Raw genomic sequence first — 26,984 nt, 5'->3', positions numbered from 1 at the left:
GGCTCTAATTCAGAAGATCGTAAACAGGTTCTGAATCTACAGGGCGTGGCCGTGCGCCGTATCACCCAGCTGGGCCAGGCGCGCCGCCTCGTCGCGATGGGCGCGCAGGTAAGGCACCACCGCCGCCAGCAGCGGCTCCTTGAAGGCCGCCTGGAAGCGATGGGCCAGGCCCGGAATCAGCTTCAGCTGACTGCCCTTTATATGGGCCGCCACGTGCACACCGTGCATCACCGGCAACAGCGGGTCGGCCGTGCCGTGCACCACCAGGGTCGGCAGGCGCAGGCGATCGAGCAGCGCCACCCGACTCGGCTCAGCCAGCACCGCCAGGATCTGCCGCTGCACACCCTCGGGATTAAAGGAACGATCGTAGGAACGCGCAGCCTCGGCCAGCAGGCCGGCGCGATCGACCGGCACCTGCGGGCTGCCCAGCGCCGCCAGCAGGTCGGCCTGCTGGGCGATGGCCACCTCGCGGCTGGGCGCCTCGCGCCGCGCCAGCAAGGCCAGCAGGCTGGCATTGGGCGCCGGCAGCCCCGGCGCGCCGGAGCTGGTCATCACCAGGGTCAGGCTCTCCACCCGCTGCGGCGCCATGTCCGCCATGTACTGGGCAATCATCCCGCCCATGCTGGCGCCCAGCACATGGAAACGCTGGATGCCCAGGGCATCCATCAGCCCCAGGCTGTCGCCAGCCATGTCGCGCAGGCTGTAGGGCGCATTGACCGCCAGGCCGATACGGTAACGCAGCAGTTCATAGGTCAGGTCGACGGCCGGCGCCGGCCCGTGCCAAGCCGACAAGCCGACGTCGCGGTTGTCGAAGCGGATCACCCGAAAGCCCTGCTGGCACAGGCGCGCCACCACTTCGTCCGGCCAGTGGATCAGCTGCCCGCCGAGCCCCATCACCAGCAGCAGCGCCGGATCCTGCTCGCGGCCGACGCTCTGATAGGCCAGGCGCACGGCGCCCACATCGGCCTCGCCCAGCGGCGCCTGCACATCGCAACGGGAAGCCGCCCAACACGGCAGGCCGCACAGCAGCGCGGCGATCAGCAACAAGCTTCGCATGACAAACACCCAGAACGCAGAACCCCAGTGGAACGCGAGTCTGCGGATGTTCGTACCAGCGCGCTGCCACAGTTCGGTGACAGTTTGATGAAGGGCGCCGAACGGTAGTGACTCGCCTGCGCCACCCGCCGCTAGTCCGGTCGTGAACAGCGCCTGCTAGAGCGGTTTGTCGCCCGCCTGCTGGCGCGGCCAGACCAGGCTGAAGCGCGCCCCGCCAAGCGCGACGCTACGCCCGACATGGGCGCGCCCGGCATGCCAGTAGATGATCCGCCGCACGATGGACAGGCCCAGGCCATGCCCGCCGGAAGCGCGGGTGCGGCTGTCATCCAGGCGCAGGAAGGGGGTGAACACCCGCTCCCAGGCATCCTCCGGCACACCCGGGCCGTCGTCCTCGACATCCACCCGGCAGCGCTTGTGGCCGATGCGGTAGCTCAGGCGCACCTGCGAGTCGGCATGGCGCAGGGCGTTGCTCAGGAGATTCTGCAGGGCGCGGTGCAGGTAGCGCGGCTCGGCCTCGACCAGCAGCGCCCCGTCCGGGGCATCCTGCGACGGGCCGCGCTCGACCCGCACATCGGCGCGCAGCGGCGCCAGCTCGGCGATCACCTGGTCGATCAGTGCGCCGAGCTCGATGCGCTGGTAGTTGAGCTCCGGCGAGCCCTGCTCCAGGCGCGCGTAGACCAGCATCTCGTCGACCAGCTTGTCCAGCTCCTGGATATCGCCGTCCATACCGTCCATGTACTTGCGCCGCGCCTCGGCGCTCGGCGCATCGCCGATCATCTCCAGGCCGAAGCGCAGGCGCGCCACCGGCGTGCGCAGCTCGTGGGACACCGCGCGCACCATCTCGCGCTGCACGTTGAGCAGGCGCTGCAGTTGCTCGGCCATGGCATTGAAGGTGGCGGCCAGGCGCCCTACCGAGTCGGCACCCTGGGTCGGCGCGCGGGCGTCCAGCTGGCCGAGAGCCAGGCGCGAGGCGGCCCCCTCCAGGCCGAGCAGGCGCCGCTCCAGACGACGTACCAGCAGATAGAGGATCAGCCCGGTGAGGCTCAGGCCGAGCACACCGATCAGCACCAGCAGCTCGGTGGGATAGGGATTCATCTGGTAGATCGGGCCGACTTCCAGTACCCAGGGCGTGTTGACCATGCCGGCGATCACGCGGATCGACTCGCCCTCCTTGCCCAGCGCCAGCACGGTGTCGCCCTCGTCCACCCGGCGCCGCTGATCCTCGTCCAGATCGACTTTTTCCAGGGTCACCAGGCGCAGCTCGAAACCGAACTGCTTGGCCAGCTTGAGCTCGGCCAGGCGCCGCGGCTGCTCGACTATCGGGTAGCGCACCAGCTCGTCCATCAGCAGGTACACGGTGGCCCGCGCCAGTTGCTCGCTGACCTGCTCCACCTCGGCCGTCAGCACCAGCTGCTCGTGACCGTCGACCAGGCTGTAGACCTTCGCCGCATGCGGCCCGGTCTGTTCCACCAGCACCTGGCCGCGGCGCAGGCGAGCGCGGGCGCGGCCATCCAGCGGCTCGCCGGCCAGCGGCGCGAGCGACAGCGGCACCCCCAGCAGACGGCTCCAGGTCACCAGCGCGCGGCGCCGGTCGACCGTTTCCATGCGCTGCAGGTTGTCCGCCATCAGGCGGAAGGTGCCGCGCGCCAGCTGCTCGCGGTACTGGTCGCTGCGCACATCGTTGGTCAGCTGCAGGGCGCCAACGCCGAGCAGCGCCACCAGCACCAGGGCGGCGATGATGCCGCCATAGATGCGCAGGAAGATCGAGTTCATTGCAGGGCTTGCGCCGCCTCGGCGACGAACAGGTAGCCTTTGCTGCGCACGGTCTTGATCAGCCGCGGGTGCTCGGGGTCGTCGCCGATCTTCGGCCGGATGCGCGAGATGCGCACGTCGATGGAGCGATCCTGGCCGTCGTATTCGATGCCGCGCAGGGCAGTGAAGATTTCCTCACGGGAGAGGATGCGCCCGGCATTGGCCGCCAGCAGCCAGAGCAGGTCGAACTCGGCACTGGTCAGCTCGATGCCCTGGCCACGCAGCCAGGCCTCGCGCATCGCGCTGTCGATCACCAGGGCGCCAAACTGCAGGCGCCGCTGGTTTTCCGCCACCACCTCGGTGGCGCCCTCGCTGCGCCGCAGCAGGGCGCGGATGCGCGCCAGTAGCACGCGCGGGCGCACCGGCTTGCACACATAGTCGTCGGCGCCCATTTCCAGGCCGAGCACCTCGTCCATATCGTCGGTACGCGCGGTGAGCATCAGGATCGGGCCGTCGTAGCGGCCGCGCACCTTGCGGCAGATGGACAGGCCATCCTCGCCAGGCAGCATCAGGTCGAGCACCACCAGATCCGGCTGATCGCGCAGGATGCGCGCCGCCGCACTGGCGCCATCGGATTCGATCGCCACTTTCAGGCCGTTGCCCTCCAGGTATTCCCGGGTCAACTCGGCCAGGCGCTGGTCGTCCTCGACGATCAGGATTTGCCAGGCTTCTTGCTCCACACGCCCTCCCTAGAACCAGTTACGACTGCCAGACAGGCCGGCATTGTAGCAACGCCACCCGGGCAAAAGCGCTATGGCGAACCGCTATGGCCATACCCGCCGCGCACGCTGACGCGCCCCATCAGGATGCCCGCCAAGCGCCGCCCGCGCAGCAAGAAAAACCCTACATATTGTGTTTGCCCGATTGACTGAAAAGTCGCGTTCTGAAGCAGGAAAAAAGCCCAAACGGACACGACAGGCGGCTCGGCGCGGCTGATCCCAGCAAGCGCGGGGCTTGGCGAAAGTTACCCAAAAGTAACCCACAGATTTATCCACAGGCTGGGCAAACTTCTTGGCTTGCCTTCGCCCAAGCACCGCACTATCTTGTATCCCCAGCGCGGCAAACACCTACATATTGGGTTTTCGCAAAGCAGAACACACAAGCACACTTGCCCTAAAACAGTCCACCCGTTGAACTGAAAAAGTGCAGGAAAAGCCCCCAGAGGGCGCTTGAGTTCCACTGATTCAGAGCAAGACCCTGTACCGCCAGTAGAGCGAGGGTGTCTTGCCCCAGGTGCACAAGCCCGCGAGGCGCACCACAACATTTAGTGGTGCCGGCTTAACCCCCGGCACAAGACTTGAAGAGCCAGGAAGGCGCTTGGTCGTACCTTCCCTGCCAGATTTGCAAGTCCCCTGCGCCCGGCCTCATGGCTGGCCGCAGGGCGTTGTTGAAATGGAATGAACGGCGGTACGGCGCTGCGATCCACAGTTCAAGCGCCCAACTCAAATTAAGAAAAACACGGAGACCTCCATGCACACCGACACAACTCGCGAGAACCCGCAGGCCGTGGCGCCGCAGGCTGCCGAATCCAGTCAGGATCTGGCTGCCACCGCGCCGGGCCAACTGCGCGTGATCAAGCGTAACGGCACCGTGGTGCCGTACACCGACGACAAGATCACCGTGGCCATCACCAAGGCCTTTCTCGCTGTTGAAGGCGGCACCGCCGCCGCCTCGTCGCGTATCCATGAGACCGTCGCGCGCCTGACCGAGCAGGTCACCGCCACCTTCAAGCGCCGCATGCCCTCCGGCGGCACCATCCACATCGAAGAGATCCAGGATCAGGTCGAGCTGTCGCTGATGCGCGCCGGCGAGCAGAAGGTCGCCCGCGACTACGTGATCTACCGCGAATCCCAGGCCGCCAAGCGCAAGAACGCCAGCGCCGACGACGTCGCCGTGCCGCACCCGAGCATCCGCGTGACCAAGGCCGACGGCAGCGTGCAGCCGCTGGACATGGGCCGCCTGCAGACCATCATCCGCGAAGCCTGCGAAGGCCTGGCCGAAGTCGACGGCGCGCTGATCGAAGCCGAGACCCTGAAGAACCTGTACGACGGCGTGGCCGAGAAGGACGTCAACACCGCCCTGGTAATGACCGCCCGTACCCTGGTCGAGCGCGAGCCGAACTATTCCTACGTCACCGCCCGCCTGCTGATGGACAACATCCGCGCCGAGGCCCTGGGCTTCCTCGGCATCGCCGACAGCGCCACCCACCACGAGATGGCCGACCTCTACGCCAAGGCCCTGCCGGCGTACGTGGAGAAAGGCTCCGAGTTCGAGCTGATCGACGCCAAGCTGAAGGGCTACGACCTGGCCAAGCTGGGCGCCGCGATCAACCACGAGCGCGACCAGCAGTTCACCTACCTGGGCCTGCAGACCCTGTACGACCGCTACTTCATCCACAAGGACGGCATCCGCTTCGAACTGCCGCAAGTGTTCTTCATGCGCGTGGCCATGGGCCTGGCCATCGAAGAGCCGCAGAAGGAAGAGCGCGCCATCGAGTTCTACAACCTGCTGTCGTCCTTCGACTACATGGCGTCGACCCCGACCCTGTTCAACGCCGGCACCCTGCGTCCGCAGCTGTCCTCGTGCTACCTGACCACCGTGCCGGACGACCTGTCGGGCATCTACCAGGCCATCCACGACAACGCCATGCTGTCGAAATTCGCCGGCGGCCTGGGCAACGACTGGACTCCGGTGCGCGCACTGGGCTCCTACATCAAGGGCACCAACGGCAAATCCCAGGGCGTCGTGCCCTTCCTGAAAGTGGTCAACGACACCGCCGTGGCCGTCAACCAGGGTGGCAAGCGCAAGGGCGCCGTGTGCGCCTACCTGGAAACCTGGCACCTGGACATCGAGGAATTCCTCGAACTGCGCAAGAACACCGGTGACGACCGCCGCCGCACCCACGACATGAACACCGCGAACTGGATTCCGGATCTGTTCATGAAGCGCGTGTTCGACGACGGCCAGTGGACCCTGTTCAGCCCGTCCGAAGTACCGGATCTGCACGACCTGACCGGCAAAGCCTTCGAAGAGCGCTACGAGTACTACGAAGCCCTGGCTGGCTACGGCAAGATCAAGGTGTTCAAGACCATCGCCGCCAAAGACCTGTGGCGCAAGATGCTGTCCATGCTGTTCGAAACCGGCCACCCGTGGCTGACCTTCAAGGATCCGTGCAACCTGCGCAGCCCGCAGCAGCACGTGGGCGTGGTACACAGCTCGAACCTGTGCACCGAGATCACCCTGAACACCAACAAGGACGAGATCGCAGTCTGCAACCTGGGCTCGATCAACATGGTCAACCACATCGTCGACGGCAAGCTGGACGTCGAGAAGCTCGGCCGCACCGTGAAGACCGCCGTGCGCATGCTCGATAACGTCATCGACATCAACTACTACTCGGTACCGCAGGCGCGCAACTCCAACCTCAAGCACCGTCCGGTCGGCCTCGGCCTGATGGGCTTCCAGGACGCCCTGTACCTGCAGCACATCGCCTACGGCTCCGACGCGGCCATCGAGTTCGCCGACAAGTCCATGGAAGCGATCAGCTACTACGCGATCCAGGCCTCCTGTGACCTGGCCGACGAGCGCGGCAGCTACTCCACCTTCGAAGGCTCGCTGTGGTCCAAGGGCATCCTGCCGCTGGACTCCCAGCAGATCCTGATCGAGGCCCGTGGCCAGAAGTACATCGACGTCGACCTGTCCGAGTCGCTGGACTGGGCCCCGATCCGCGAGCGCGTGAAGAAAGGCATCCGTAACTCCAACATCATGGCCATCGCGCCGACCGCGACCATCTCCAACATCATTGGCGTGTCGCAGTCGATCGAACCGACCTACCAGAACCTGTACGTGAAATCGAACCTCTCCGGCGAATTCACCGTGATCAACCCCTACCTGGTACGCGACCTGAAGAACCGCGGCCTGTGGGACAGCGTCATGGTCAACGACCTGAAGTACTACGACGGTTCCGTGCAGCAGATCGAGCGCATCCCGCAGGATCTGAAAGACCTCTACGCCACCGCCTTCGAAGTGGAAACCAAGTGGATCGTCGACGCCGCCAGCCGTCGCCAGAAGTGGATCGACCAGGCTCAGTCGCTGAACCTGTACATCGCCGGCGCCTCGGGCAAGAAGCTGGACGTGACCTACCGCATGGCCTGGTACCGTGGTCTGAAAACCACCTACTACCTCCGTGCCCTGGCCGCCACCAGCACCGAGAAATCCACCATCAACACCGGCAAGCTCAACGCCGTGTCCAGTGGTGCGATCGACGAGGGCAGCTTCGCCGCCCCGGCCGGCCCGGCTCCGGTTCCCAAAGCCTGCTCCATCGACAACCCAGACTGCGAAGCTTGTCAGTAAGGGACGTCGCGCGAAGCTGAGCGGCGCCCGCGTTGTTGCCCGGCAGGCCCGCCCCCATCACGTGCACTAGCACGCTCAGGGGCTCGGGCCAGCCAGGCGCCTAGCGCTCACTCGCTCAGCTTCGTGCTCGCACCGAGTTGCCAAGCAAACGCAGATCGCTGGTTTCCCCTCTCCCCCGGGAGAGGGGCCAGGGGTGAGGGAAACCCGCCCCACGATCACTCCCCTCGCCCGCCAATGCAGGCCTGGGCGCCACCGACGGGTGGCACTGTTTGACCCTTGCGTGCAGATCGCAACGGAACATAATCAGAATCACTGGATATCCATCCAGGCCACAATAAGTCGGCCTGATGACCAAGCAGGAGACCACCATGCTCAGCTGGGACGAATTCGATAAGGAAGACACCGCCGAAGCGGCCGCCAAACCCGCTGCCCCGGTAGTCGGCGCCGCCATCGACAAGCTCGACAACGAAGCCGCCGGCTCCGTGGAAGAAGCCCGCGCCGTATCGGCCGACGACTCCGACGCCGTCGCCCGCGCCAAGAAGGCCCTGAACGATCTGGACATCCAGGAAGGCCTCGCCGAGCTGGAAGGCTCCGATGCCCGCGTTCACGTCGGCGACAAGCAGATGATCAACGCCCGCGCCGACCTCAACCAGCTCGTACCCTTCAAGTACGACTGGGCCTGGCAGAAGTATCTGGATGGTTGCGCCAACCACTGGATGCCGCAGGAAGTGAACATGAACGCCGACATTGCTCTGTGGAAGAGCAAGGACGGCCTGTCCGAAGACGAGCGCCGCATCGTCATGCGCAACCTCGGCTTCTTCTCCACCGCCGACAGCCTGGTTGCCAACAACCTGGTACTGGCCGTGTACCGCCTGATCACCAACCCCGAGTGCCGCCAGTACATCCTGCGCCAGGCCTTCGAGGAAGCGATCCACACCCACGCCTACCAGTACTGCATCGAGTCGCTGGGCATGGATGAAGGCGAGATCTTCAACATGTACCACGAGATTCCTTCGGTCGCGAAGAAAGCCTCCTGGGGCCTGAAGTACACCCGCTCGATCTCCGACCCGGAATTCAAGACCGGCACCCCGGAGACCGACCGCCAGTTCCTGCGCAACCTGATCGCCTACTACTGCGTTCTGGAAGGCATCTTCTTCTACTGCGGCTTCACCCAGATCCTCTCCATGGGCCGCCGCAACAAGATGACCGGCACCGCCGAGCAGTTCCAGTACATCCTGCGCGACGAATCCATGCACCTGAACTTCGGCATCGACGTGATCAACCAGATCAAGATCGAGAACCCGCACCTGTGGGACGCCGCGATGAAGGACGAAGCGACCCAGATGATCCTGCAGGGCACTCAGCTGGAGATCGAATACGCGCGTGACACCATGCCGCGCGGCGTGCTGGGCATGAACGCGGCGATGATGGAGGACTACCTCAAGTTCATCGCCAACCGTCGCCTGACCCAGATCGGCCTGAAAGAGGAATACCCGGGCGCGACCAACCCGTTCCCGTGGATGAGCGAGATCATGGATCTGAAGAAGGAGAAGAACTTCTTCGAGACTCGTGTGATCGAGTATCAGACTGGTGGTGCGTTGAGCTGGGATTGATTCCTGGGTCTAGACCGTTAGGACAGATTAGAAGCGCTTTACCGAGAATGGATGTTCGGGGTAGCGAGAGAAACTAAGAGCCCCGCCTAGTGCGGGGCTTTTTTTGGAGCGAAAAATGAATCTTCCAGAAAATCTCATCGAACAAATAAGAGATGGCTCCATAGACGCATTAATGCAGGCCTGCGCTGAAACAAGAGCTCAGCTACGCGACCACCCCTCATGGGAAGAACAAGATTACCAAGCACTCACAGAGTTCTATGCGGTACTCATTGAAGCGCTAGAAACAAAGAAGATCACAATTGATGTTCCATATTTTGAATACTCAGGTGACAAAGATCAGGACTGCCCCGAGATATTCAAGATCCTTGAGGTAGTCGAAAGCCAGTGCTCTAAAGAGTCGTCAATTGCTCGCTTCAAAAAGCTTCGCTCCCAAATTAAGATCACACTGCAGAACTCTTTTTGCTATGAGTTCTCACAGGGCGACTTAGAAAGGGTTCAATCCCTAATCAACCAACTGCGTGATCTAGTAGCCTCCTGCGGCGAACTTGAACAAGGACACAGACAGAGACTACTTAGTAGGCTTGAGTCCCTGCAGTCTGAATTACACAAAAAGATATCTGACCTAGATCGCTTTTGGGGGCTAGTTGGAGATGCTAGCGTAGTTTTGGCAAAGATCGGAAATAACGCCAAACCCATCGTCGATAGAGTTAGAGAAATTACAGACATAATCTGGCAAACTCAATCAAGAACGGAGGAACTCCCAAGTGGAACAAAGCCTCCACTTCTTGAACACCACCAAGAGTAGCTAGTGTGTGCAGCATTTCTCTTTGCCACTTCTCTAACTGAATCCCCCATTTCGCCCTTACGGCGAGTCACTTTCTCTTGTTTGCCCAAGAGAAAGTAACCAAAGAGAAGGGCCCCCTGACATCCGGGTCTGGCCTGCGGCCAGACTTCCCTCCCTCCGGTGTTGCTCCGGGGGCCGGCGTACAAGGGGCGTCCCTGCCCCTTTACGCCTCTCGCCGCATCCATGCGGCTCGTCCCCCTACGCAACACCTACGCTCGGCCTCCTGACAGGGACTCGGGCTCCGTGTTGCTTGAAGGGCCGTATCTGGATTCCCGCCTTCGCGGGAATGACGAGGTGAAAAGGAAAAGTCGTGCCCCCACTTCCGTCATCCCCGCGCAGGCGGGGATCCAGTGATACAGCAGAGCGGCGCAAGGTTGTGACCCAGCCGCCAACCTTCAGGCAGCACCAATCGCCCCTTTCAGCAGGCCGAGCGGAATCGTTGCATAAGGGGTTGAGCGACATGGATGTCGCGAGAGCGCCGATGGGCCAGGGATGGCCCTTCGGCGCGGGCCCCTGGAGCAATGATGGAGTGAGGGAAGTCTGGCGAAGCCAGACCCAGATGCAGGGGCAAGCCCTTTTGGTTCCTTTTGGGGCGACTGCCAAAAGGAACCCGCCCAGCAGGGCGGAACCACTGCCGCAACCAGCACAAAAATCAGCAGCGGCACGAAACAAAAGGAACCATCGCCTCCGCCCTCGCCGCATCCATGCGGCTCGTCCCCCTGCGCAACACCTACGCTCGGCCTCCTGACAGGGACTCGGGCTCCGTGTTGCTTGAAGGGCCGTATCTGGATTCCCGCCTTCGCGGGAATGACGAGGTGAAAAGGAAAAGTCGTGCTCCCACTTCCGTCATCCCCGCGCAGGCGGGGATCCAGTGATACAGCAGAACGGCGCAAGGTTAAGGCCTCAAGCGCCAACCTTCAGGCAGCACCAATCGCCCCTTTCAGCAGGCCGAGCGGAATCGTTGCGTAAGGGGTTGAGCGACATGGATGTCGCGAGAGCGCCGATGGGCCAGGGATGGCCCTTCGGCGCGGGCCCCTGGAGCAATGATGGAGTGAGGGAAGTCTGGCGAAGCCAGACCCGGATGCAGGGGCAAGCCCTTTTGGTTCCTTTTGGGGCGATTGCCAAAAGGAACCCGCCCAGCAGGGCGGAACAGAAGCGTCAGACCACTAGATAAACAGCAGCGGCACCACAAAAAACAAATGGCCCCCACGCAAAACGTGAGAGCCATCAGCTAACAGAATGTGCAGTCCGCCTCCAAAGCACTTACCTGCACAACCACCCAATTACCAACGCGGCCCATCATAATCCTGATAGTTAGTATCCTGCCCACCCTGGATATTCGAACGACTACTGGAACTACCACCTTCGCTATATTTGGTGTCCTGCCCCTCGAATATATTGGCTTGGCTACTGGAGCTTCGGCCATCGCTATAGCGAGTATCCTGCCCACCAAAGATATTGGCCTGACTGCTCGAATGGGTGCCGTCACTGTAGCGGGTGTCATAGCCACCATGGATATTCGCCTGGCTACTGGAAGTTCGCCCATCGCTATAGCGGGTATCCAGCCCACCAAAGATATTGGAATGACTGGTTGACGTCGTGCCGTCGTCGTAACGGCAATCGTAGCCACCAAAGATATTGGCGCTGCAACTGTCGGCAACAGCTTGGTACAGCGGAGCAGAAGATAGAATCACACCCAGCAGAACAACCTTAAGCTTCATGGAAATCCCTTACGAGAAAGTCTCGTTATCCAGGCAACTCATCAGGCTCGCGCCATATAGGGATGGCACGGGCACTTGTCAGATTGGTATTGCGTTCAAAGCGGGCGAAGGGCGGGTGGTGGAGCGGGCTCCCTGATCAGGCCTGAGGGTAAGGTCGCCTTCCGGGCCGGATCGATCATGCGGAACTGGCGACTTGCTATTACAGACAGAGGCAACAGAGCGGAGTTTCCACCAAGGAATCATTTTCCGCCCCTTGCCCATGCTCCTGGCAAACTCAAACAGCCCGAACCTCTCGATCAACGGCACCCGCTCGCACCACTCCAGCCAGGCCCGCTGGCTAGACTGTTGAATGGGGGGCGGAATCATCCAGGGTCGCTACGGAGTTCTTGCCATGCCTAAGTACATGATCGAACGCACCATCCCCGGCGCCGGAAAACTCAGCGCCGCCGAGTTGCAAGCCATCTCGCAAAAGTCCTGCTCGGTGCTGAGCGCCATGGCACCCAAGGTGCAGTGGCTGCACAGCCATGTCACGGACGACAAGGTGTACTGCCTGTACATCGCCGACAACGAACAGCTGGTACGCGAACATGCCGAGCGCGGCGGTTTCCCGGTGGATCGGGTGTCGGCGGTCAAGGCCACCATCGACCCGACGACAGCCGAGTAGCGCATCCGCCACAGCGTTGCGGGCCGAGCACCTGCAGCCCGGCGATACGGGCTGCAGCCCTGAGCCCATGGCCAGCCTGCGAGGCACTGCGCACACGTTCAGCAAGCCTTGCTCGCCGGGGAGCCACTTCCTATGCTCCTCAGCAGCCGCTCCCCTCCCCCTGACACCCCAGTAGGCCGACACCGTGAGAGCACTGATCAGCTGCCTGCTGCTGTTCGGCTGGCTGCATGCCCCCTTGGCCTGCGCCGAGACCTATCAGATCGTCACCGAGGAGTGGGCACCCTACAACTACAACGAGCAGGGCAAGATCCGCGGCATGGCGACCGATATCGTCCGCGCCGTCATGCACCTGGCCGGCGATGATTTCGAAATCATCATGCTGCCCAGCATGCGCACCGTTCACGTGCTGCAGACGCGCCCCAAAACCATCATGTACTCGCTGTTTCGTACCCCCGAGCGCGAGGCCCTGTACAAATGGGTGGGGCCCATAGTGGAAGAATCCATCCACCCCTATCAGCTGCGCAGCGCCCCCCAACGGGTTACCACCCTGGCCGAACTGCGCCAGGCCAGGCGCATCACCACCCGCATTGCCGGCCTGGTGCCCAACGTGCTGCAGACTGCCGGCTTCCAGAACCTGGATCGCTCGGCGAACAGCAGCGAACAGCTGTACCGCATGCTGCTCGCCGGGCGTACCGAGATCATCGTCGGCGATACCGATGCGGGGGTGCGCTACTACAGCCAGCAGCTGGGTATTAGCGCCGCGACGCTGCAGAAAATCCCGGTCGAGATCTACAAGTCGTCGCTGTACATCGCCTTCAGCCGCGATTGCGACGACGCCCTGATCGCGCGCTGGGCGGACGCCCTGGCCCAGCTGCGCCGCACGGGCATCATGCAGATCATTCAGCAGCGCTATGAGCCCCCGACTGACTGACCGGCCCCGCCGCAGCAAGGCAACTGGCTGACCCAGGGCGCACGCCACATGAACACACCGGCTGAACGTGGCAATCCGCCGAGCGGTACAATGCCGCCCATACCGATTGCCAGCGGGCACGCCCCGGAGCCAGCTTCCCGATGTTCACCCTCGTACACCTGGACACCCCACCGCCCGAATCCCTGAAAAGCCAGGTGCTGCAGATGGTGGTCGACTACTTCACCGATATCAGCCCGGCGCCGCTGACGCCCAGCAACCCGCTCTACCAGCTGTACCAGTATGTGATCGGCTACGAGGTGCACCTGTACCTGCAGGCCATGGACGGCGCGCAGGACACCCGCGCCCGACTGATCCTGGCCCTGGATGATGAAGACCCTGCCGTGGTGCTGGGCTTTGCCCTGTACCTGCCGACCACCGACGACCCCGCCGCCTGCACCCTGGTGTACCTGGCCGTGCAGGCCAGCCACCGACGCCACGGCATGGCCCGCGCCATGCTGCAGCAGATGACAGCGCGCCACCCGCACGCCGAACTGGCCTGCGCGGCGGGCAAGGTGCCGGTCTTCGAGGCCATGGGTTTCCAGGTGCTGGCCGCGCGCGGGCCGCAGGTGTTGATGAATACCTGGCAGCACGGCTCGGACGGCCTACTGGCAGTGCAGGATCTGGCGCCGATCTTCCAGTCCAAGGAAGTCCGGCAGATCCACGCCTACCTGCTCAAGCAGCACGGCAACAAGGCCATGAGCGAGGCGGAGAAACAACGCGACTACCTGCTCGACCAGATGGCCCGGCAGGCCACAGCACTGGTTGAAGAGCGCCGACGCCTGCACTGAAAGGACAACGCACTCCCCCTGCCCGGCTCGCCCGGGTAAGCTCCCGACTCCCCCAACTTGAAGAAAGGACTCCTCATGACCCTGCGCCTTGCCGCACTGGCACTCACCCTCAGCCTGACCCCGCTCGCCTACGCCGCCGACAGCAACGAAGCCCAGGCCCGCTATCGCGGGGCGATCAGCTGCATCGACCGGCTGTTCTGGGATGGCGGCTACGACGAGGGCGACAGCCAGCGCGAGAAAATGATCAACGAGTTCCTCGGCCACTATCAGCTGCCGGCCTACAACGAAGTCATCTACAGCCAGGGCAAGGCCATCGAGGGGGATGCCGACATGCAGGCCTACATGGCCGGCTATGACCTGTGCTCGCAAGACACCGACTACGTGATCGCCCTGGGTAAACGCTACGGCCACGAGCTGCCCGAAGAGTAACCCGCGCAAGCGTATCCGCGCCGTCGGCAGGCGCGGATATGCCCGGCCCGGCGCCTTCTGCACGACTATCCGGCCCGAGCGGCGCCGCCATCCGGCACCTCGGGGTGCCACCCTCTCCGCTCCCCGCTACAATGCGCGCCTTACCGTGCAACGCCTGATAAAGAAGAAACACCATGTCCCTGCCCAAGCACCATCTGGAACTGCTCAGCCCTGCCCGCGACGTCGCCATCGCGCGGGAGGCCATCCTGCATGGGGCCGACGCCGTGTATATCGGCGGGCCGAGCTTCGGCGCACGGCACAATGCCTGCAACGAGGTGAGCGATATCGCCGAGCTGGTGAAGTTCGCCCATCGCTACCACGCACGCATCTTCACCACCATCAACACCATCCTGCATGACGACGAACTGGAGCCGGCGCGCGCGCTGATCCACCAGCTCTACGACGCCGGCGTCGACGCGCTGATCGTGCAGGATCTGGGGGTGATGGAACTGGATATCCCACCGATCGAGCTGCATGCCAGCACCCAGACCGATATCCGCACCCTGGAACGGGCCAAGTTCCTCGACCAGGCCGGTTTCTCCCAGCTGGTACTGGCGCGCGAGCTGAACCTGCAGGAAATCAGTGCCATCGCCGCCGAGACCGACGCGGCCATCGAGTTCTTCATCCACGGCGCACTGTGCGTGGCCTTCTCCGGCCAGTGCAACATCTCCCACGCGCAGACCGGGCGCAGCGCCAACCGTGGCGACTGCTCGCAGGCCTGCCGCCTGCCGTACACCCTGAAGGACGACCAGGGCCGCGTGGTGGCCTTCGAGAAACACCTGCTGTCGATGAAGGACAACAACCAGAGCGCCAACCTGCGCGCCCTGGTCGAAGCCGGCGTGCGCTCGTTCAAGATCGAGGGGCGCTACAAGGACATGGGCTACGTGAAGAACATCACCGCCCACTACCGCAGGGAGCTCGACGCCATCCTCGAAGACCGCCCGGATCTGGCCCGCGCCTCCAGCGGCCGTACCGCGCACTTCTTCCTGCCCGATCCGGACAAGACCTTCCACCGTGGCAGCACCGACTACTTCGTCACCGAGCGCAAGGTCGACATCGGCGCCTTCGACTCGCCGACCTTCACCGGCCTGGCCGTCGGTAATGTGGAGAAGGTCAACAAGCGCGACCTGATCGCCGTCACCCATGAGCCGCTGTCCAACGGCGACGGCCTCAACGTGCTGGTCAAGCGCGAGGTGGTGGGCTTCCGCGCCAACATCGCCGAGCTGAAAAACGAATTCGAGGAAGACGGCGAGAAGCGCTACCGCTACCGCGTCGAACCCAACGAGATGCCCGAGGGCCTGTTCCGCCTGCGTCCCAACCATCCGCTGAGCCGCAACCTCGACCACAACTGGCAGCAGGCCCTGCTGAAAACCTCGGCGGAGCGCCGCATCGGCGTCAGCTGGAAAGCCGAGCTGCGTGAAGAACGCTTGCAGCTGACCGCCACCAGCGAGGAAGGCATCAGCACCCAGGTGGAACTGCCCGGCCCGTTCGGTGTGGCCAACAAGCCGGAACAGGCGCTGGACGGCCTGCGCGACCTGCTGACCCAGCTCGGCACCACCGAATACCACGCCCTGGACGTGACCCTGGACGCCCCGCAAGCCTTCTTCGTGCCCAACTCGCAGCTTAAGGCGCTGCGCCGCGAAGCCATCGAGGCGCTCACCGAAGCGCGCGTGGCCGCCCACCCACGCGGCGGGCGCAAGGCCGAAACCACGCCACCGCCGGTGTACCCGGAATCGCACCTGAGCTTCCTGGCCAACGTGTACAACCAGAAGGCCCGCGACTTCTACCACCGCCACGGCGTGCAACTGATCGACGCGGCCTACGAGGCCCACGAGGAACCAGGCGAAGTGCCGGTGATGATCACCAAGCACTGCCTGCGCTTCTCCTTCAACCTGTGCCCCAAGCAGGCCAAGGGCGTCACCGGCGTGCGCACCAAGGTCGCGCCGATGCAGCTGATCCAGGGCGACGAAGTTCTGACCCTGAAGTTCGACTGCAAGCCCTGCGAGATGCACATCATCGGCAAGATGAAGGGCCACATCCTCGACCTGCCACAACCGGGCAGCGCGGCGGCGAGCAAGATGGTCGCCAGCATCAGCCCGGAAGACCTGCTCAAGACCATCCGCAACAAGCCGACCGGCTACAGCCACTGACGGCCCGGCTGCCAGGCGGCTAAAGGCCGCCGGCAGCCGCCTGCGCAGAAATGGCGCTTGGCAGTGGAGCGACTCGCCGCGCCACGAACCCCGTCAGCTAGCCTTAGGGCGCACCGAACAGCGCCGTCCAGTAGATCCCCGCATCGCTCTTCGGGTCGACCGCATAGGCCGCGCCCAGCTCGCTGAACTGCGGGTTCATCAGGTTGGCGCAGTGCCCCGGGCTGGCCAGCCAGCCGTCGACCACCGCGCGGGCGCTGTCGTGGCCGGCAGCGATGTTCTCGCCGATGCGCTGGCCCGCGTAGCCGGCCAGCTCGGCGCGGTCGCCGGGGGTGCGGCCATCGCGGTCGCGGTGGGAGAAGAAATTGGCGTTGGCCATGGCCCGGCTGTGGCTCTCGGCCGCCGTCGCCAGGGTGGCGTTCCACGCCAGCGGCGCGGCTGCGGCGAAAGCCTGGCTGCCGCACTGGCGTGCCTGGCCGCGTGCCGCATTGAGTTGTTCCAGCAGCTTCTGCCCTTCCGCCTGCCAGTCGCCCAAGCGGCCCAACAGCGGCCGCGCCAGAACGATGCGCCAGTCGCGATCCACGCGGCTCACACCGATATCGACGAACTGCGGGTCGAGTACCACCTGGCAGAAGCTTTCCTGCAGCGCCTGCATGGCCGCCTGCGCATCGCGCGGGCCGGACAGGCTGATGGCCTGCACATTGACCATCGGGTAGGCCGCTCGGGCCAACGCCGACTGCAGATCGCCCGCCCCGGCCACCGGCAGAATCAGCCGCGGATCGGCCAGCAGCGGCGGCAGCTCTTCGGAGGCCTGCCCGGCACAGCGCTGGATCTGGCTGCGGTAGGCATTGATCGCCTCGACCAGCTGCGCCTCATCGGCGGCGCTGGCCACACCGGCGCAGCCCAGCACGAACGCCAAGGCGACAAGATGCAGAACGGATGAAATGCGGCGCATGGAAACCTCCCTGGATCTGAATCGTCCCATGATGCGCGATTCTGTGCATTTGCGCCTCGCCACATGCCATGGCAAGAACACACTCACGGGTCAGTTCACTCCGTGCATGCAGCTTTAAGCAGAGTAGGTAACGGCAGGGACTGGCGATGAGGCAGGAGAGATACAACTGGAGAGCCGCGGGCAGAACAATGGGAGCCGCGGCCTGGCCCCCACCGTACAGGCCTTCAGGCCGGGTTAGCGCTGAAAGTAGTTCCGAGCACGTTCAGCTTCGGCAGCGGTTGGTTTGTAGGTCATCCACTGATCCTGTTCGTTCTTCTTGTAGCGCACCACGCCTTGCTCGATGTCGAACTCGTAGAGGGGGTACACCTCACGCAGGTTGTAGAACAGAGCAGGGGCAAAGAACAGGATATCCGCCGTCAGATAACCACCATTAAACTTCAGCGGTACGAGGCCATACATCGGCTCCCGGCCAGCCTGGGTAACTTCGAACTGGTACTGGCCAAAGCTGGTGGCTTTGTAGGTTTTCTGTACCGGGTTGCTCAATACCAGAGGCGCATCTTCATTGATCTTGACGACCGACTGCGAATCGCTGGAATACATTGTGGTGGTGGCGGTACACCCGCTCAGAACAGCGGCGCAAAGGGATGCTGCCAGTAGATGCTCGGCTCTCATTTTCAGTCCATTCAGTACTCAGGAAAAACGGCGGCTAATACGAGGCTTGCGCCTACACCAGGCCAACCGTTGCCGCGCGGACTATACAGACCGACCTTAAAGTGGCAAATAGCCAGCAAGCTTATGGCCTCGCTATCCACCTTCCTCTTTGCACCAGCCACCAGCACACTCAACAGCGTCAGCAGCCAGCCTGGCACCGAATGCCAATCACTCCTCCGAAAAATCTGGCGCTGCCCCCCCGCTCAACGAGCACACGTCATTTCACCATCAACCGTGAACTCCGCTGCCATGAAAATCTGCGACCAGTGCGAAGCCCCCGTCCCCACCCACGGCACCCTGTGCCCGCACTGCGGCGGCCTGCTGATGCGTGTGCCGGAGGTGGCCGGCGCTGCGCGTCCGTCGCGGCTGTTCAAGGTGCTGAAGTGGCTGTGCATCACGCTGGCGCTGCTGGCCCTGCTGGCGGTGGGCACGGTGCTGCTGATCCTCAACTCGCTGGGGCCGATGCCGTCCTTCGGTTGAGCCCGCCAGTGCGCGCCGTCACAAAGCCGGCCGCGCAGTACGCTCAGCGTTGGCGACCGAGGAACCTTTGCCCAGTCGCCGGCACTAACTCCGCACCTCCCTTAATTGCCGAGAAACCGCCATGCGCAACCTTACCCGCCTGTTCCTGCTGGGCGCCGCCGCCCTGTCCCTGAGCGCCTGTTTCGACTCCGCCCCGGCCATCGACCAGACCAACCTGTGCACCTACAGCACCGACCCGCAGGCCGAACGCTGCAAAGCCGGTCAGATGGCCTGGTTCCGTCCCGAGCAGAACCAGCTGATCAGCGAGCAGATGGCTCTCAGCGTGGCGGCGGCCTACTGCGACTTCAACCACCAGGTGATGTACAACCGCGCCGGCGTGCTCTGCGTGTTCACCGACCAGCGCCTGCAGGTAGCCAAGTAGGTCTGCCTCAACGCCCGGCCACGGCGACCTCGGGCCGGGCCGCAGAGGATGCACTGAGCATCTCAATCTCGCGGATCTCGAAGTCGCGGCGCAGGTAGTCCATGCGCTGCTCGTGAAAGCGCTGCATGTGCGGCAGCGCGCTGTGCACGGCCAGGTGCTCCTTCGAGGCCCACACCTCGAAAAAGATGAACAGGCTCGGATCCTGCGCATCGCGCAGCATGTGGTACTCGATGCAGCCCGCCTCCGCGCGACTGGGCTCGACATAAGCGCTGAACAAGGCCGCAAAGGCCTCGGCCTGTTCCGGCCGGGTGTGGGCATGCAGGATGAATCCGTAGGGGCTGGTCATGGCGTTCTCCAAGGGCAATTTTTATTAACCCTACAGCACACCAACAAAGGCAATTCATGCCTTTTGAGCAAATATCATTTGCCGTCCACCCGGTTTTTCTCTCCCGGCCCAACCCCTAGCCTGCCGTCATTCATTTACGGAGGCCCCTGCCATGCAAAAGATTCTGCTGCTCAACGGCGGTAAACAGTTCGCCCATTCCGACGGTCGCTACAACGCCACCCTGCACGAAACCGCCCTCGCCCACCTCGACCGCAGCGGCTTCGACGTGAAGGAAACCTTCATCGATGGCGGCTACGACATCGCCGAAGAAGTGCAGAAATTCCTCTGGGCCGACGTGATCATCTATCAGATGCCCGGCTGGTGGATGGGCGCGCCCTGGACGGTGAAGAAGTACATCGACGAAGTGTTCACCGCCGGTCACGGCAGCCTCTATGCCAACGACGGCCGCACTCGCTCCGACGCCTCGCAGAAGTACGGCAGCGGTGGCCTGATCCAGGGCAAGCAGTACATGCTGTCGCTGACCTGGAACGCCCCGCAGCAGGCCTTCGACGACCCCACCGACTTCTTCGAGGCCAAGGGCGTGGACGCGGTGTACTTCCCCTTCCACAAGGCCAACCAGTTCCTCGGCATGACTGCCCTGCCGACCTTCCTCTGCGTGGACGTGATGAAGCGCCCGGCCATCGAGGCCGACGTCGAGCGCTATCGCCAACACCTGAGCAGCGTGCTGCGCAACCCGGCGTAACCTGGCGGGCGCCGGCCGGCTGTTGCTGCAGGGCGCCCGATGAGTTGCCTTGAATAGCCGGGCAAATCGGGTAGGCTCTGCGCTTTCCTCAAGGAGTACACCCCATGCCTCGCGCCTCTGCCCGCCACATCCTGGTTTCCAGCGAAGCCAAGTGCAACGAACTGAAAGCCTCCATCGAAGCCGGTGCCGACTTCGCCCAGGTCGCCAAGGACAACTCCAGCTGCCCGTCCAGCCGCGACGGCGGCAACCTCGGCACCTTCGGCCCGGGGCAGATGGTCAAGGAATTCGACACCGTGGTGTTCAGCGCCCCGGTCGGCGTAGTGCAAGGCCCGGTGAAGACCCAGTTCGGCTACCACCTGGTGGAAGTCACCAGCCGCCAGGACTGATGGCCTGAGTGCCCATGCCAGGCATGGGCACTTCCCTCCGCGATACCCCGCTCGCGCCCTGCGAGCCTGCTGGCACGACAACAAGGATCGGTTGTTCATGGATGCGCACGCCGCTTCGCCCCTCTCGCCCCGCCCCGCTTTCCCCTGGCTCAAGCTGAGCCTGCATGGCCTCTCGCTGCTGCTGGCCGCCCCGCTCGCCTACGCACTCTGGCAAAACCTGCCGGCCTTCGCCGAGCTGTTCGCCAGCTTCGGCACTGAGCTGCCTCAACTGAGCAGGCTGACCATCGAACATCCCCAGGCACTGTGGAACATTCTGCGCACTGCGCTGGCCAATTATCTGTTGTGGCTCGGCCTCTGGCTGTGGCTGCGCGAACGCTGGAGCAGCCTCGGCCTGCTGCTGGGCGCGCTTGCCACCTGGCTGCTGATCGGCCTGACACTGCTGGCGCTGTATCTGCCGATATTCACCTTGAGTGCAGTCGTCTAGAAACTATGCTGCTCTCGTAGGGTGCGCCACCTTGGCTATCTGCAGTTTCTGGTGCGCATAGCGCACCCTACAAAAGCCTTCGCACCGTCTCATATCGCCGAAAAGCGCTTGTCCAAGCCCTGCAGGCGGAACTGCTCGACAACGAAGTTGACGAACACCCGGGTCTTCTGCGGCAACAGCTTCTGCGCGGCGAAGTGGATGGAGACGATGCCGGTGTCCACGTACCAGTCCGGCAGCACCCTGCGCAGGCTGCCGTTGTCCAGGTGCGGCAAGGCATGCGGCATGCTCACCAGGGTGATGCCGAGGCTCATCAGCGCGGCCTGGCAGGCGGCTTCCGGGTCGCCCAGGGTCATGCGCACCTGCAGGTCGATGGGCGCCTGCTGGCCGGCGCGGTTGCGCAGCATCCACGAACGCACCCGGCCGGTCTGCGGTGAGCGGATGAGGATGCCGGCATGCTCGCTCAGCTCGGCCGGAGTGCGCGGTTCGCCGTGCTCGGCCAGGTAGGCCGGCGAGGCCAGCAGCACCCGGTGCGCCGGCGCCAGCTCGCGCGCCACCACGCCAGGCGCCAGATCGAAACCGCCGCCGATGGCCGCGTCGAAGCCTTCGGCGATCAGATCCACCACCCGGTTATCGAAATGCCAGTCGGGCTGCACAGCCGGATAGCGGCGCAGGAACTCCTCCAGCAGCGGCAGGATGTAATAGCGCCCGAACGCCAGCCCCATGCTCACCTTGAGCGCGCCGGCCGGCTGGCCCTGGGCGCTGACCAGGTTGGCCATGGCCGCCTGCAGGCTAGCCAGTCCGGGAGAGGACTCCTGCAGAAAACGCTCGCCGGCCTCGGTCAGGGTCAGGCTGCGCGTACTGCGCTGGAACAGGCGTACACCCAGGCGCGCCTCCAGGCTGGCCACGTTCTTGCCCACCGCCGCCGGGGTCAGGCCCAGGCGCCGCGCGGCCTCGGCGAAGCTGCCGGCCTCCGCGCTACGGACGAAACAGTCGATGCAATTGAGGGTATCCATGGCCTGACTATAAACCGTTGCTATCGAAAGAAACCACAAATTACTGGCTAATCAAGTGCAAATCAGGGGCAGATACTAAGCTCCAGCAACCACCCAACCCCCTGCTACTTTCGGAGACAACCATGACCACCAACATCCAGCCCCTCAGCAACAAAGTCGCTTTCATCCAAGGCGGTTCGCGCGGCATCGGCGCCGCCACCGTCAAGCGCCTGGCCCGTGACGGCGCCGCTGTGGCCTTCACCTACAGCCAGTCCGCCGACAGCGCCCAGGCCCTGGTGCGTGAAGTCGAAGCCGCCGACGGCCGCGCCCTGGCCATCCGCGCCGACAGCGCCAGCGAACAGGCGATCCGCAGCGCCATCGGCGCAGCGGTGAAGACCTTCGGCAAGCTCGACATCCTGGTCAACAACGCCGGCGTACTGGCCGTGGCGCCGATCGAGGAATTCAGCATCGACGACCTCGACCGCACCCTGAGCATCAACGTGCGAAGCGTGGTCATTGCCAGCCAGGAAGCGGCGCGCCACATGAACGACGGCGGCCGCATCATCAGCATCGGCAGCACCAATGCCGAGCGCATGCCCTTCGCCGGCGGCGCCGTGTACGCCATGAGCAAGGCCGCCCTGGTCGGCCTGACCAAGGGCCTGGCCCGCGACCTCGGCCCGCGCGGCATCACGGTGAACAATGTGCAGCCCGGCCCGGTGGACACCGAGATGAACCCGGACAACACCGACTTCGCCACCTCGCTGAAACCGGTCATGGCCCTGGGCCGCTACGGCCAGGTCGAGGAAATCGCCAGCTTCGTCGCCTACCTGGCCGGCCCGGAAGCGGGCTACATCACGGGCGCCAGCCTAATGATCGACGGCGGTTTCTCTGCCTGAGCCTGCCGCACCCGCGCATAGCCCCGGACGGGGCTATGCTTGTTTCAGCCACAGCATTGCCTCCATGCAGGTTCAGGCAGCCTGGGAGGTGGGAATGACCGAAAAAGCTCGTACTTCTCCCCATAGACCACCGAGGTGACAGACATGAGCAAGAACCATGACGCGCACAAAGAGGGTAAGAAGAAACCCCTCAAGAGCGCCCACGAAAAACGCATGGCCAAGCGCGAGAGGAAAACCGGCACCACCCTGCTCGGCAGCCACACCCCCGCTCCGTAACCCCCGCCTGCCCCGGCGCCAGCCTGGCGCCGGGCACCTCTTCGGCACTGCAGGTCAGCTGGCAGGTGCCACCGCCCGTGCGACCGGCTAGAATCGCCGCCTTGATCCGGCAACCGCCGGCCAGCGAATTCCCCACCCGCAGCAAGCGAGAGAGATGTCATGGGCGCACAGTGGAAAGCCAAACCTAAAGAAGCCGCAGCCAACGCCCGCGGCAAGATTTTCGGCCGTCTGGTGAAAGAGATCATGGTCGCCGCCCGTAACGGCGCCGACCCGGACACCAACGCCAAACTGCGCGTTGCCGTGCACGCGGCCAAGAAAGCCTCGATGCCCAAGGACACCCTGGAGCGCGCGATCAAGAAAGGCGCCGGCCTGCTCGGCGAGACCGTCAACTTCGAACGCCTCACCTACGAAGGCTTCGCCCCGCATCAGGTGCCGGTGATCATCGAATGCCTGACCGACAACGTGAACCGCACCGTAGCGGAGATCCGCGTACTGTTCCGCAAGGGCCAGATGGGCGCTTCCGGCTCGGTATCCTGGGACTTCAACCATGTCGGCATGATCGAAGCCTCGCCGGAAGGCGATGCCGATCCCGAACTGGCCGCCATCGAAGCCGGCGCCCAGGACTTCGAGCCGTCGGATGAAGGCGACACCCTGTTCGTCACCGAAATGACCGACCTCGACGCCGTGTGCAAGGCCCTGCCGGAGCATGGTTTCACCGTCAACTCGGCGAAGATCGGCTACATGCCGAAGAACCCGGTGAGCGGTCTGAGCGACGCGCAGATGGAAGAAGTCGAAGCCTTCCTCGAAGCCCTCGACAACCACGACGACGTGCAGAACGTCTACGTCGGTCTGGCTGGTTAAGCCCCGCGCGTGAGCCGCAGCCAGTTCCACCAGCAGCATGCCGCACGCGCCGAGGCCGAAGCCCGGCGCCTGCTGCAACAGCGCGAGGTTCTCGGCCCGCGCTGGCTGGACTGGGTGGCCGGCCAGCTCTACCACCTCACTCCGTCGGAATATGCCGGCATGGTGCGCCGCGAGCTGCAACGGCTGAGCGCGACCTGAGTGAACCGCAACCCGCCAACCCCATCTGTCCTGCTGATCGCCGCCGTCTGCCTGCTGGACACTAGCGACCGCCTGTTGCTGGTACGCAAGCGCGCCACCCGCGCCTTCATGCTGCCCGGCGGCAAGCTCGAGCCGGGGGAAAGCCCGCACACCGCCCTGCACCGCGAACTGCGCGAAGAGCTCGACCTGCAACTGGACGACGCCCAGCTGCAAGCGCTCGGCCGCTTCCAGGCCGCAGCAGCCAACGAGCCGGATACCCAGCTCGATGCGCACATTTTCATCGCACGCCTGCCCCACCCGGTCAGCCCCGCCGCGGAGCTGGAAGAACTGCGCTGGCACGACCTGAGCAGCCCACCTGCTGCCGACCTGGCGCCCCTGCTGGTGGAGCAGGTGCTGCCCGCCCTGGCCCGCCACGTTCAGGCCTGAACCCGCCCGCCGCGCACTTTCATTGACCGGCGACAAGATGCGCTGCCGACCGCGCCTTAGCATCCGCGCATAACTCTTTCGCGGCGCCAGCGCCGTACCCACCGTGCATGCCCCCGTTCGCCCCGACCCGCGAGGTTTATCCATGAGCATCACGTCCACCAGCATCTGCAACGCCGCCGACGCCCTGCAGGGTTTCGTCGGTTTCAACGGCAAGACCGGCCAGCACATCGTGCGCTTCAGCGAAGACTCCTTCGGCCTCGACGTGGCGGCCGAGAGCATCATGCCGAGCTGCGAGTTCGTCTGGACACCAGTCACCGGCGAGGTCATGCGCCTCAGCCGCGAGCGCCTGCAGCTGCTGGTCGAGCAGAACATCGACGAGCGCCTGAACATCGCCGAGCCGCTGCACGTCTACCTGCGCCGCACCGACCTGCCGCCGATCAAGGCCATGCGCCGGGCGCTGCCACAGGTGCACACCCAGCCGGGCTGACCGAAACGCCCGGCTGTTGTGCACATTCACCGCCTGTTGCCCGGCCTGGCTGCTCCTATGCTTGAGCGCATAACAATAAGGAGTGCCCGCCATGTTCGATGTGCTGATCAAGAACGGCCTGTTTTTCGACGGCACTGGCGCGCCAGGCAGCCTGCGCCATATCGGCGTGCGCGACGGCCAGGTCGCCGCCATCAGCAGCGAGGCGCTGGATGAAAGTGCCTGCGCCGAGGTGATCGACGCCGCCGGCCAGTGGGTGATGCCCGGCTTCATCGACATGCACACCCACTACGACGCCGAGCTGGTGGCCGCCCCGGCGCTCAAGGAATCGGTACGTCACGGGGTGACCACGGTGCTGATCGGCAGTTGCTCGATCAGCATGGTGCTGTCGGCGCCCGAGGACTGCTCGGATCTGTTCACCCGCGTCGAATCGGTGCCGCGCGAGCATGTGCTGCCGCTGCTGCAGGCCCGCAAGAACTGGCACAGCGCCGCCGACTACGCGGCCTTTCTCGACCGCCACCCGCTGGGGCCGAATGTCAGCTCCTTTCTCGGCCACTCCGACCTGCGCGTGGCCGTGCTCGGCCTGGAGCGCGCAGTGGATGCCCAGGTGCGCCCCAGCGAAGCCGAGCTGACGCGCATGGAGCAGCTGCTCGACGAAGCCCTGGACGCCGGCCTGCTCGGCCTGTCGAGCATGACCAACCCCTGGGACAAGCTCGACGGCGAGCGCCAGCGCTCCAAGTCGCTGCCCTCGGTGTACGCGCCCTGGCGCGAGTACGTGCGCCTCAACCGCGTGCTGCGCCGGCGTGGGCGAATCCACCAGGGCGCGCCGAACCTGGTGACCAAGCTCAATGTGTTCGCCTTCCTGTGGGAGAGCATGGGCCTGCTGCGCAAGCCACTGAAGACCACCCTGATCACCCTGATGGACGTCAAGGCCGACCCGTGGCTGGCACCGATCCTCGGCCCGCTGACCCGCTGGCTGGCGCGCCTGACCCGCGCCGACTTCCGCTGGCAGACCCTGCCGGTGCCCTTCGTCACCTATGCCGACGGCATGGAATTCGTGGTGTTCGAGGAATTTCCCTCGGGCGAGGCGGCCCTGCACCTGGCCAGCCAGGATCTGCGCAGCGAGCTGTTCCGCGATCCGGACTATCGCCGCCAGTTCCGTCATGACGTCGACAAGCGTTTCGGCCCGCGGGTGTGGCACCGCGACTTCGACGACGCCTGGATCGTCGACTGCCCGGACGCCAGCCTGGCCGGGCACAGTGTCGGTGAGCTGGCCAAGGCGCGCGGCATGCACCCCGGCGACCTGTTCCTCGACCTGCTGGCCGAGCACGGCCCGCGCCTGCGCTGGCGCACGCTGATCGCCAACCACCGGCCCGAGGTGGTGGAGAAGCTGGTGGCCGAGCCAGCGACCCTGATCGGCTTCGCCGATTCCGGCGCGCATATTCGCAACATGGCCTTCTACAACTTCGCCGTGCGCCTGCTCAAGCTGGTGCGCGACGGCGAGCAGCGCGGCGCGCCGGCCATGCCCGTGGCGCAGGCGGTGTGGCGCCTGACCGGCGAGCTGGGCACCTGGTTCGGCATCGACGCCGGCCACCTGGCCGTGGGCAAACGCGCCGATATCGTGGTGCTCGACCCGCAGCGCCTGGATACCAGCCTGGAGAGCTACCACGAGGCGCCGATGGAAGGTTTCGACGGACTGCAGCGCATGGTCAACCGCGGCGATGCGGTGCAGGCCACCCTGATCAACGGCCGTGTGGCCTACCGCAGTGGCGAGTTCGCCAGCGACTTCGGCCAGGTGCGCGGCTACGGCCAGTTTCTGCGCGCTGCAACCTAGGGCAGGGGCAACCCGCGCGGGCCTCTACGCGAATTTAACCCGCCCTACCGCTATCC

General features: G+C 64.3%; 28 protein-coding genes. 20 read left to right on the top strand and 8 right to left on the bottom strand.

Going from position 1 to position 26,984, the window contains the following annotated elements; all coding sequences use genetic code 11:
• Positions 1 to 36: 36 nt before the first annotated feature.
• The 3 genes from A9179_RS06940 to A9179_RS06930 all read right to left on the bottom strand — a co-directional run bounded on the left by A9179_RS06940 (position 37) and on the right by A9179_RS06930 (position 3,548).
• Positions 37 to 1,056 carry an alpha/beta fold hydrolase gene (locus A9179_RS06940; RefSeq protein ID WP_187805097.1) on the bottom strand — a complete coding sequence of 340 codons (1,020 nt, stop codon included), beginning with the start codon at positions 1,054 to 1,056 and terminating at the stop codon, positions 37 to 39.
• A gap of 156 nt (positions 1,057 to 1,212) precedes the next feature.
• Positions 1,213 to 2,829: an ATP-binding protein gene (locus A9179_RS06935; protein ID WP_187805096.1), complete on the bottom strand. Its 1,617-nt coding sequence runs from the start codon at positions 2,827 to 2,829 to the stop codon at positions 1,213 to 1,215.
• Positions 2,826 to 3,548 (bottom strand): winged helix-turn-helix domain-containing protein, encoded by a 723-nt coding sequence (locus A9179_RS06930; protein WP_187805095.1) that lies wholly within the window; start codon positions 3,546 to 3,548, stop codon positions 2,826 to 2,828. The genes A9179_RS06935 and A9179_RS06930 overlap by 4 nt, the downstream gene beginning before the upstream one ends.
• A gap of 790 nt (positions 3,549 to 4,338) precedes the next feature.
• On the opposite strand from A9179_RS06930, the gene A9179_RS06925 reads away from it, so the two are divergent.
• The 3 genes from A9179_RS06925 to A9179_RS06915 all read left to right on the top strand — a co-directional run bounded on the left by A9179_RS06925 (position 4,339) and on the right by A9179_RS06915 (position 9,639).
• The gene (locus A9179_RS06925) at positions 4,339 to 7,221 is read left to right on the top strand and encodes a ribonucleoside-diphosphate reductase subunit alpha (protein ID WP_187805094.1); all 2,883 of its coding nucleotides are present in this window, start codon (positions 4,339 to 4,341) and stop codon (positions 7,219 to 7,221) included.
• 368 nt (positions 7,222 to 7,589) lie between these two features.
• Positions 7,590 to 8,834, top strand: coding sequence for a ribonucleotide-diphosphate reductase subunit beta (locus A9179_RS06920; RefSeq protein ID WP_187808527.1), 1,245 nt, complete (start codon positions 7,590 to 7,592; stop codon positions 8,832 to 8,834).
• Between the two features lie 115 nt (positions 8,835 to 8,949).
• Positions 8,950 to 9,639: a hypothetical protein gene (locus tag A9179_RS06915; protein WP_187805093.1), complete on the top strand. Its 690-nt coding sequence runs from the start codon at positions 8,950 to 8,952 to the stop codon at positions 9,637 to 9,639.
• Between the two features lie 1,322 nt (positions 9,640 to 10,961).
• Here the strand turns inward: A9179_RS06915 and A9179_RS06910 are convergent.
• Complete coding sequence (locus A9179_RS06910) at positions 10,962 to 11,399, bottom strand: hypothetical protein (RefSeq protein ID WP_187805092.1); 438 nt, start codon at positions 11,397 to 11,399, stop codon at positions 10,962 to 10,964.
• A 391-nt stretch (positions 11,400 to 11,790) separates the two neighbouring features.
• Between A9179_RS06910 and A9179_RS06905 the strand changes: the two genes are divergently transcribed.
• From A9179_RS06905 to A9179_RS06885, 5 genes are all read left to right on the top strand, one after another.
• Positions 11,791 to 12,063, top strand: coding sequence for a DUF4242 domain-containing protein (locus A9179_RS06905; protein WP_187805091.1), 273 nt, complete (start codon positions 11,791 to 11,793; stop codon positions 12,061 to 12,063).
• Between the two features lie 193 nt (positions 12,064 to 12,256).
• A complete protein-coding gene (locus A9179_RS06900; protein WP_187808526.1) occupies positions 12,257 to 12,994 on the top strand; it encodes a substrate-binding periplasmic protein in 738 nt (245 codons plus the stop codon).
• Between the two features lie 140 nt (positions 12,995 to 13,134).
• Complete coding sequence (locus tag A9179_RS06895; protein WP_187805090.1) at positions 13,135 to 13,821, top strand: GNAT family N-acetyltransferase; 687 nt, start codon at positions 13,135 to 13,137, stop codon at positions 13,819 to 13,821.
• Between the two features lie 75 nt (positions 13,822 to 13,896).
• Entirely contained in the window at positions 13,897 to 14,250 is a 354-nt protein-coding gene (locus A9179_RS06890) for a hypothetical protein (RefSeq protein WP_187805089.1), read from the top strand.
• Between the two features lie 173 nt (positions 14,251 to 14,423).
• Entirely contained in the window at positions 14,424 to 16,439 is a 2,016-nt protein-coding gene (locus A9179_RS06885) for a peptidase U32 family protein (RefSeq protein WP_187805088.1), read from the top strand.
• 103 nt (positions 16,440 to 16,542) lie between these two features.
• Here the strand turns inward: A9179_RS06885 and A9179_RS06880 are convergent, their stop codons facing one another.
• A complete protein-coding gene (locus A9179_RS06880) occupies positions 16,543 to 17,391 on the bottom strand; it encodes a CAP domain-containing protein (protein WP_187805087.1) in 849 nt (282 codons plus the stop codon).
• 234 nt (positions 17,392 to 17,625) lie between these two features.
• On the bottom strand, positions 17,626 to 18,063 hold the full coding sequence (locus tag A9179_RS06875) for a hypothetical protein (protein ID WP_187805086.1): 438 nt from the start codon (positions 18,061 to 18,063) through the stop codon (positions 17,626 to 17,628).
• A 288-nt stretch (positions 18,064 to 18,351) separates the two neighbouring features.
• On the opposite strand from A9179_RS06875, the gene A9179_RS06870 reads away from it, so the two are divergent.
• Together A9179_RS06870 and A9179_RS06865 are read left to right on the top strand one after the other, a co-directional pair.
• The gene (locus tag A9179_RS06870) at positions 18,352 to 18,582 is read left to right on the top strand and encodes a hypothetical protein (RefSeq protein WP_187805085.1); all 231 of its coding nucleotides are present in this window, start codon (positions 18,352 to 18,354) and stop codon (positions 18,580 to 18,582) included.
• Between the two features lie 121 nt (positions 18,583 to 18,703).
• On the top strand, positions 18,704 to 19,003 hold the full coding sequence (locus tag A9179_RS06865) for a hypothetical protein (RefSeq protein ID WP_187805084.1): 300 nt from the start codon (positions 18,704 to 18,706) through the stop codon (positions 19,001 to 19,003).
• 7 nt (positions 19,004 to 19,010) lie between these two features.
• On the opposite strand, the gene A9179_RS06860 is transcribed toward A9179_RS06865, so the two are convergent.
• Entirely contained in the window at positions 19,011 to 19,349 is a 339-nt protein-coding gene (locus A9179_RS06860; protein ID WP_187805083.1) for a putative quinol monooxygenase, read from the bottom strand.
• A gap of 151 nt (positions 19,350 to 19,500) precedes the next feature.
• Between A9179_RS06860 and mdaB the strand changes: the two genes are divergently transcribed.
• The 3 genes from mdaB to A9179_RS06845 all read left to right on the top strand — a co-directional run bounded on the left by mdaB (position 19,501) and on the right by A9179_RS06845 (position 20,961).
• Positions 19,501 to 20,091, top strand: a complete 591-nt coding sequence (gene mdaB / locus A9179_RS06855; protein ID WP_187805082.1) for an NADPH:quinone oxidoreductase MdaB — start codon at positions 19,501 to 19,503, stop codon at positions 20,089 to 20,091.
• A gap of 104 nt (positions 20,092 to 20,195) precedes the next feature.
• Complete coding sequence (locus tag A9179_RS06850; RefSeq protein WP_187805081.1) at positions 20,196 to 20,477, top strand: peptidylprolyl isomerase; 282 nt, start codon at positions 20,196 to 20,198, stop codon at positions 20,475 to 20,477.
• Between the two features lie 97 nt (positions 20,478 to 20,574).
• Positions 20,575 to 20,961 carry a hypothetical protein gene (locus A9179_RS06845; protein ID WP_187805080.1) on the top strand — a complete coding sequence of 129 codons (387 nt, stop codon included), beginning with the start codon at positions 20,575 to 20,577 and terminating at the stop codon, positions 20,959 to 20,961.
• An 89-nt stretch (positions 20,962 to 21,050) separates the two neighbouring features.
• Here the strand turns inward: A9179_RS06845 and A9179_RS06840 are convergent, their stop codons facing one another.
• Positions 21,051 to 21,974 (bottom strand): LysR family transcriptional regulator, encoded by a 924-nt coding sequence (locus A9179_RS06840; RefSeq protein WP_187805079.1) that lies wholly within the window; start codon positions 21,972 to 21,974, stop codon positions 21,051 to 21,053.
• Between the two features lie 122 nt (positions 21,975 to 22,096).
• Here A9179_RS06840 and A9179_RS06835 point away from each other — a divergent pair, with 122 nt between their 5' ends.
• The 7 genes from A9179_RS06835 to A9179_RS06810 all read left to right on the top strand — a co-directional run bounded on the left by A9179_RS06835 (position 22,097) and on the right by A9179_RS06810 (position 26,928).
• On the top strand, positions 22,097 to 22,849 hold the full coding sequence (locus tag A9179_RS06835) for a 3-oxoacyl-ACP reductase family protein (protein WP_187805078.1): 753 nt from the start codon (positions 22,097 to 22,099) through the stop codon (positions 22,847 to 22,849).
• 144 nt (positions 22,850 to 22,993) lie between these two features.
• Positions 22,994 to 23,125 carry a hypothetical protein gene (locus A9179_RS22945; protein WP_262410545.1) on the top strand — a complete coding sequence of 44 codons (132 nt, stop codon included), beginning with the start codon at positions 22,994 to 22,996 and terminating at the stop codon, positions 23,123 to 23,125.
• Positions 23,126 to 23,284: 159 nt separating this feature from the next.
• A complete protein-coding gene (locus tag A9179_RS06830; protein WP_187805077.1) occupies positions 23,285 to 23,986 on the top strand; it encodes a YebC/PmpR family DNA-binding transcriptional regulator in 702 nt (233 codons plus the stop codon).
• Between the two features lie 9 nt (positions 23,987 to 23,995).
• Positions 23,996 to 24,184, top strand: coding sequence for a hypothetical protein (locus A9179_RS06825; protein ID WP_187805076.1), 189 nt, complete (start codon positions 23,996 to 23,998; stop codon positions 24,182 to 24,184).
• A complete protein-coding gene (locus tag A9179_RS06820; protein ID WP_187805075.1) occupies positions 24,185 to 24,610 on the top strand; it encodes an NUDIX hydrolase in 426 nt (141 codons plus the stop codon).
• A 142-nt stretch (positions 24,611 to 24,752) separates the two neighbouring features.
• Positions 24,753 to 25,097 (top strand): DUF2025 family protein, encoded by a 345-nt coding sequence (locus A9179_RS06815; RefSeq protein ID WP_187805074.1) that lies wholly within the window; start codon positions 24,753 to 24,755, stop codon positions 25,095 to 25,097.
• Between the two features lie 91 nt (positions 25,098 to 25,188).
• Positions 25,189 to 26,928 (top strand): N-acyl-D-amino-acid deacylase family protein, encoded by a 1,740-nt coding sequence (locus A9179_RS06810; protein WP_187805073.1) that lies wholly within the window; start codon positions 25,189 to 25,191, stop codon positions 26,926 to 26,928.
• Positions 26,929 to 26,984 lie beyond the last annotated feature (56 nt).

Origin of the sequence: Pseudomonas alcaligenes, from assembly GCF_014490745.1 — a bacterium.
In the GTDB taxonomy this organism is placed as follows: domain Bacteria; phylum Pseudomonadota; class Gammaproteobacteria; order Pseudomonadales; family Pseudomonadaceae; genus Aquipseudomonas; species Aquipseudomonas alcaligenes_C.
This window is presented reverse-complemented; position numbering and strand designations above follow the sequence as displayed.

What these genes read in the sequence shown, in the direction of transcription:
- A9179_RS06940 (WP_187805097.1), bottom strand. Translation starts at nt 1,056, where the DNA reads ATGCGAAGCTTGTTGCTGATCGCCGCGCTGCTGTGCGGCCTGCCGTGT.
- A9179_RS06935 (WP_187805096.1), bottom strand. Translation starts at nt 2,829, where the DNA reads ATGAACTCGATCTTCCTGCGCATCTATGGCGGCATCATCGCCGCCCTG.
- A9179_RS06925 (WP_187805094.1), top strand. Translation starts at nt 4,339, where the DNA reads ATGCACACCGACACAACTCGCGAGAACCCGCAGGCCGTGGCGCCGCAG.
- A9179_RS06920 (WP_187808527.1), top strand. Translation starts at nt 7,590, where the DNA reads ATGCTCAGCTGGGACGAATTCGATAAGGAAGACACCGCCGAAGCGGCC.
- A9179_RS06915 (WP_187805093.1), top strand. Translation starts at nt 8,950, where the DNA reads ATGAATCTTCCAGAAAATCTCATCGAACAAATAAGAGATGGCTCCATA.
- A9179_RS06910 (WP_187805092.1), bottom strand. Translation starts at nt 11,399, where the DNA reads ATGAAGCTTAAGGTTGTTCTGCTGGGTGTGATTCTATCTTCTGCTCCG.
- A9179_RS06905 (WP_187805091.1), top strand. Translation starts at nt 11,791, where the DNA reads ATGCCTAAGTACATGATCGAACGCACCATCCCCGGCGCCGGAAAACTC.
- A9179_RS06895 (WP_187805090.1), top strand. Translation starts at nt 13,135, where the DNA reads ATGTTCACCCTCGTACACCTGGACACCCCACCGCCCGAATCCCTGAAA.
- A9179_RS06890 (WP_187805089.1), top strand. Translation starts at nt 13,897, where the DNA reads ATGACCCTGCGCCTTGCCGCACTGGCACTCACCCTCAGCCTGACCCCG.
- A9179_RS06885 (WP_187805088.1), top strand. Translation starts at nt 14,424, where the DNA reads ATGTCCCTGCCCAAGCACCATCTGGAACTGCTCAGCCCTGCCCGCGAC.
- A9179_RS06880 (WP_187805087.1), bottom strand. Translation starts at nt 17,391, where the DNA reads ATGCGCCGCATTTCATCCGTTCTGCATCTTGTCGCCTTGGCGTTCGTG.
- A9179_RS06875 (WP_187805086.1), bottom strand. Translation starts at nt 18,063, where the DNA reads ATGAGAGCCGAGCATCTACTGGCAGCATCCCTTTGCGCCGCTGTTCTG.
- A9179_RS06870 (WP_187805085.1), top strand. Translation starts at nt 18,352, where the DNA reads ATGAAAATCTGCGACCAGTGCGAAGCCCCCGTCCCCACCCACGGCACC.
- A9179_RS06865 (WP_187805084.1), top strand. Translation starts at nt 18,704, where the DNA reads ATGCGCAACCTTACCCGCCTGTTCCTGCTGGGCGCCGCCGCCCTGTCC.
- A9179_RS06860 (WP_187805083.1), bottom strand. Translation starts at nt 19,349, where the DNA reads ATGACCAGCCCCTACGGATTCATCCTGCATGCCCACACCCGGCCGGAA.
- mdaB (WP_187805082.1), top strand. Translation starts at nt 19,501, where the DNA reads ATGCAAAAGATTCTGCTGCTCAACGGCGGTAAACAGTTCGCCCATTCC.
- A9179_RS06850 (WP_187805081.1), top strand. Translation starts at nt 20,196, where the DNA reads ATGCCTCGCGCCTCTGCCCGCCACATCCTGGTTTCCAGCGAAGCCAAG.
- A9179_RS06845 (WP_187805080.1), top strand. Translation starts at nt 20,575, where the DNA reads ATGGATGCGCACGCCGCTTCGCCCCTCTCGCCCCGCCCCGCTTTCCCC.
- A9179_RS06840 (WP_187805079.1), bottom strand. Translation starts at nt 21,974, where the DNA reads ATGGATACCCTCAATTGCATCGACTGTTTCGTCCGTAGCGCGGAGGCC.
- A9179_RS06835 (WP_187805078.1), top strand. Translation starts at nt 22,097, where the DNA reads ATGACCACCAACATCCAGCCCCTCAGCAACAAAGTCGCTTTCATCCAA.
- A9179_RS22945 (WP_262410545.1), top strand. Translation starts at nt 22,994, where the DNA reads ATGAGCAAGAACCATGACGCGCACAAAGAGGGTAAGAAGAAACCCCTC.
- A9179_RS06830 (WP_187805077.1), top strand. Translation starts at nt 23,285, where the DNA reads ATGGGCGCACAGTGGAAAGCCAAACCTAAAGAAGCCGCAGCCAACGCC.
- A9179_RS06815 (WP_187805074.1), top strand. Translation starts at nt 24,753, where the DNA reads ATGAGCATCACGTCCACCAGCATCTGCAACGCCGCCGACGCCCTGCAG.
- A9179_RS06810 (WP_187805073.1), top strand. Translation starts at nt 25,189, where the DNA reads ATGTTCGATGTGCTGATCAAGAACGGCCTGTTTTTCGACGGCACTGGC.